4 protein-coding genes are annotated in these 5,041 nt (G+C 52.6%); all 4 read right to left on the bottom strand.

The genetic code is table 11. The features are described from left to right. Positions 1–74: 74 nt before the first annotated feature. Positions 75–881: a hypothetical protein gene (locus tag HF854_RS12060; RefSeq protein ID WP_168936504.1), complete on the bottom strand. Its 807-nt coding sequence runs from the start codon at positions 879–881 to the stop codon at positions 75–77. A gap of 187 nt (positions 882–1,068) precedes the next feature. Continuing rightward, the gene (locus HF854_RS12055; protein ID WP_168936503.1) at positions 1,069–1,602 is read right to left on the bottom strand and encodes an SH3 domain-containing protein; all 534 of its coding nucleotides are present in this window, start codon (positions 1,600–1,602) and stop codon (positions 1,069–1,071) included. A 206-nt stretch (positions 1,603–1,808) separates the two neighbouring features. Then, positions 1,809–3,362 (bottom strand): helix-turn-helix domain-containing protein, encoded by a 1,554-nt coding sequence (locus tag HF854_RS12050; RefSeq protein ID WP_168936502.1) that lies wholly within the window; start codon positions 3,360–3,362, stop codon positions 1,809–1,811. Between the two features lie 77 nt (positions 3,363–3,439). Then, positions 3,440–4,840, bottom strand: a complete 1,401-nt coding sequence (locus tag HF854_RS12045; protein WP_168936501.1) for an ABC transporter substrate-binding protein — start codon at positions 4,838–4,840, stop codon at positions 3,440–3,442. Between the last annotated feature and the right edge of the window lie 201 nt (positions 4,841–5,041).

The following is a 5,041-nucleotide window of genomic DNA, read 5'->3' as shown; positions in this document are numbered from 1 at the left end:
TCACGAAAATCTGTTTGTTTCATGGGACGAGATTACCACACCTTTTAAAATCAAAAAACATGCCGGACATCCTCTTACTGCCCCCTGTCTTGCGGGATGGCATTGTAGAGGAAAAGCCCGCTTCCGGAATCCATGTCCCTGTCATAATGACATGTACCATAGGTTATGGTCAGCATGTTGTTCCTGTTGTTTTCCAGCCAGTCAAGCCAGCCTCTGCCCAACGTAAGTATAATCAGCCGTCTTCCGTTCTGCGTCTCAAAAAACAGCCGACAGGTAGTGTTGTCTACGATGTCTCCACCTGCATACTTCGCTGTCACAGCACGCAGTTCACTCCAGTCAAACGTTGTTTCCAGCCCTTCCACATCCCGGAGACGTATGGAGTTTTTCCCGACTAGGGCATCATGCGAATATTCCTTGCCCTGGCCCGATTCTTCCTTGTATGCCGATGTCCATTGCAAAAAAAGGCCATCTTTTTCGTTGTCGATTGTGATAACGCGCACCCGACTGTCGTCAAAGATGTTCAAGACAAGTCCATCCGGAGAAACCAGCGACATGGCGCTCCTCTCCATGCCGGATTCGTTCCGCCGCGATTCCACGCTGTACCAGTCCACCTGGCCGATGCGTTTTGTGGCGATACGGCATTGATCACCGTAAACGCGTACTCCGGCAACAGGACGATCTCGCTTAAAAAGATACAGATAGGTATCCGCAAAAAAATAACGTCGCGTCGGGGAGCGGGCATCCTTTCCCTGGATGTGAGCATGCAGATCCGGAACGTTACAGACGACAGGGACGGCCAAGGCCGCGCCCCACATGAGCAGACAGCAAACAAAACTGCCCAGAACGGCGATAACTGCTCTGCAATCATGATATATAGACATCCCATCGCCTCATATGCCTGTTTCAGGCAGGGCCCCCCTACAATTCAACTGTGGCGCAACCATAATCGGCATCATGGCCGCGCTGTCCGTACCTGCCGATCGGTTCGCGTACCCTTCCCAGGCATTCATGTTCTTGATGAGGCGCCGAGCATCCGCGAATTTTCTGCCAGACATCTGACCGGCCCTGTTATCTCCAACATGCATTGTAGGGATTGACGAACAGATTCTGCCGCGACAACCAGCCGGAGATTCGCCTGCCTTGGGGATCCACATATTCCACCCTGGCCCAGCCGGGTTCCGTTGCCAAATCGACCCCCGTGAGGACAAGCCTTGCTTCATCGGGCACAGACGCCACAACGCGGCCGGCTTTCAGCAGGGAATGCGGAGCGGCTTTCAGCTTCGCCTTGCCGTCTTCCGTGGAGGCGGCGCAAAAGCCCAGTACGCTGCCGTGCATCCAGCCTTTTTTATCGCCGTCATACTCCACCAGAAACCACTTGCCTTCCTGGCCGACAATGGTCACCACGCGCCGCTCCAGCAGCTCGTCAGTGGCATCGGGAGGAGCGAAGGGAATGACGTTGATAACTCGTCCGGAAGGGCCATTGCGTACATTGGCGCCTTTCACATCCCTGTCGATAACCAGCGCCTGCAGCCCTTCGGCGTGAGCGGGGAGGGAAAAGGCAAGAAGCTGGGCAACGAGGATGAGCATGGAGAAATGTTTCATGATCACTCCGGCATATCGATTTCAGGGAGGATAACGAACACCATGCCCCAATTTTTGTCTTAAAAGAAAGGAGAACGCATCATCTTCAGGATGAGGCGGGGAAATTTTCTTCAAATTCCGGAAATTTCATCGACGGGATGAGGGCAAAATCAGCGTGCCGCCCATAGCGGAGACCGGGGCGGAAAGGCCAGCCAGGAATGCCCGCGTCAAGCAAAGGTTTCCCTGTCTTCAGCGGTCATCATGCGTATATAGACCATCAATTCCTTATAGGAAGAAACATTGAGTTTGGCATAAATATTTCTGTTGTGCGTGCGTATGGTATTGATGGACAGATGAAGATTGGCGGCAATTTCACTGGATTTCTGTCCCTTGATATAGAGCGCGAAAACCAGGCGTTCCGCCTTGGACAAGGTGGAAATTTGCTCTATGAAGGTGCGGTAGGCGGTAATATCCGCCTGTAACTCATTGTTTTCCTGTGTATTGACAACAGACCGGACGTTTTCCGCCTGCTGGCGCAGGAGCGATTGCTCTTTTGCTTCCAGAAATTCAAGAAGTTCATCCAGTTCCCGAACATTGGTGGCGGCAACGCCGTTTACGCGGGCATTTTTTATACCCAGAAGCACGGGAGCCGCATAACGCCGCGTCAGAAAGAGAGAAGCCCCCAGGGCAATACCCAGAAACAGGGCGAGAAAAAGAGCAAGAAAAATATATTGTTTCAGGCAGAAATATTGAGCTTTTTCCCGGGGCAGCAAGGCTGTCACAACCCATTTGACATTCTGGCCCGGCAGAGAGAACGGCGCAATATGCAGCGCTCGTTCACTACCGGCAAACTCCAGCGTCCCGTTTTGATAGCGGTTATAATACGTTCCGTCCGTAGCGGTGATGGCGACGGGGTTGGCAAACAGATTGGCACCGGGGCCGTTCATAAGCCCTGTGCCCATGTGCAGGGTTGCATTGGCCCCCTGCCCGTTTTGCTGCGCGAACCCTATCAGCATGTCCGGCAAATCGTGCTGCGGCATCCTGTAGATCAGACGATACAGTATGTCGCTTATTTCCAGACCGCACAGCCCATACACCGTACCGTCGCTACCGCGAAGCGGCACGCAAAGCAGCACAACCTTGTCGGAAGTGCCGCGAATAAAAAACGATTTTGTCAGAAAGAATTGTCCGGATTCCGTCGATTCGCTTGCAGCCTTCAAAAACGCGGCATAGTCCGGAAGCTCCGCCATCTCATATTCCATATCCCATTTATTATGAAATTCAAACTGATGTTCCAGCGCCAGTTCGGACAGACCGCGCATATAGAAAATTTGCGGCGATACGGGGTTGGACGCGGTGATATTGCTGGCTTTCAGATAAACGCCGCAGCGTGATTCCCTGGATTGCCGCAGAGCGCTATTCATTGTAGCTTCAAAAACGATAAAACTGCCGCTGCATCGTGAGCGCAGCAGAGCGTCTTTCAAAAAATAAACAGATTCGTTTTCCAGTTCCCTGATCAGGGCGGCATTGTCGGAAACAGCGCTGAAAGAACAATTTTTCGCATTCAAAGTACGTTCAATCATGTCCGTCAGCGCTGAAGCAAGATGAATACCCTGCGCGGCGGTATGGCTTATATGCTCGGAAAGCTTGCGCTCATAATTGATAAGATAGTCATCAAAAATTCTGCCAAGCGAACTTTGCGGGGAGAAAATAAACCCAAACCAGAACAGCAACAACACCATTGAGGTAAAAAGAATCACGCTCAATGAGGCAAAATACAAAAAAAGACGTCCTCGTAAAGGGAGTCTGCGGTTTCTGCTCCGGGATAAGAAGAGAGGCGCGCCGTGCAAAAACACTTTTACTTATCCTGCAAGGCTGCGACACGCCGGAGCAGTTCCTCACGCGTCTGGTCGATGGCTTCCTGCGAAACGGGGTTTCCGTCAACCACGCGGGGCTTTTTGAACATGTCGCGCACAACGGCGGAAAAACCACGTTCCATGGGGTCATAGGTTTTGAAAACAGGGGGAACATAGAAGGTGGAATCCGCATAAACTTTCTGGAGAACCTGGTACTGCTCGCGGTATCTGTCATCAGGGTATGGGAGATTTTTTCCCTCCATAATCCGTGCAAAAGAATCCTTTCTGACTGGCATGTATCCCCCCTGGATGGCAAAGGGCAGATTGACTTCGGAAGAAGTCAGCCATTTGCAGAATACCGCCGCGGCGTATTCCCTCTCCGGCGTAGATTTGAGCGCGCCCAGGCCTGAACCGCGCTGAAGAACCACAGGTTTTGCCCCCTCAAACAGGGGCACAGGCAGGATGGCAAGGCGCAAGGGCATGACGGTGTTGTCCGGCAGCGTAACCGTATCGGCGAAATACAGGATGGACGCCGAGGATTCGAAGCCGCACACAGCCTCGCCCATCATCATGGCGGTTGTGGCGTAGCCCGGCATGGGGCACAATTCGCCCTTGAGCCCGGCCCGCGCCAGGGGCTCCCAGACCTTCAGGAAGGCAGGGCTGTCCCCGCGGATGCGTTCACCGCTGAAAAACGGTTCCCCCAGGGATTCCACATTGAGCATGGCGTAGTGCAGCCATTCATCATACATGAAAAACGCCTTGCCCCCGGACCACTGGTAATAGCGCTCCGATGCGCGGAACATGCCTTCCCAGGTGCTCAAATCGGCGCAGGTAATGCCGGTTTCCTTGCTGAACTGGTCGAATATGGTGGCGTTGACATAAAGAAGATTGGTTGATTTGAGCAGAGGAAAAAGGCGTAACGCGCCATCCACATAACCTTCTTCCAGAAACTGGGGGGCAAAGGCCTTGAGTTCCTCCTCGGTAAACCATTTTCCCCAGTCAAGAACTCTCTCGCTGCCCATGGCGATCAGCGTTTTCGGATAACAGGTAAAGAGATCCGGCAAATCGCCTGCTCCGGGCTGCAAGCGCGTGGCGGCCACCAGGGCTTCGTGTATGGCGCTGGTATTGGATACCGCGGTCACTTCAATAACAATGCCACGCTCTTTCCCTACCGTCCGGTTGAATCTATCCACCAGCTCGTTCATGGGAGAATAGGTTTGCGCCCCATAAACATGCCACAGGGTCAAGGTGACGGGGTGAGCGGGATCCAACGGCGAATCGGAACAGGCGGACAAGGACAGAAAAACCACCACAGGAAGCAAGCTCCATATTCTCCGCAGGGAGGAAAGAGTGAAGCCCAGGGTCGCCTTCGCTGTGACAAAACGGGTACGCAATGAGGACATGGCAGACTTCCGGAAAATAAAATAGGTGGTGTGCTTGCATAGCATACGCAAACGGTGTCAAAAATCAAACACTATTCAAAAAAAGAGAGTATTGCATAAAGAATGTTATAATGACATACTCCAGTTAAGAGAATGTCCGGCATACACCTTGCTATACCAGTTTTCTCCAAAGGATACAGGCCAAAGCAAGGTAAAGTAGCC

It is taken from the genome of Desulfovibrio piger, assembly GCF_012843875.1.
Classification (GTDB): Bacteria; Desulfobacterota; Desulfovibrionia; order Desulfovibrionales; family Desulfovibrionaceae; genus Desulfovibrio.
Note: the sequence above shows the minus strand (reverse complement) of the source record. Positions and strands in the feature narration are given on the sequence as shown.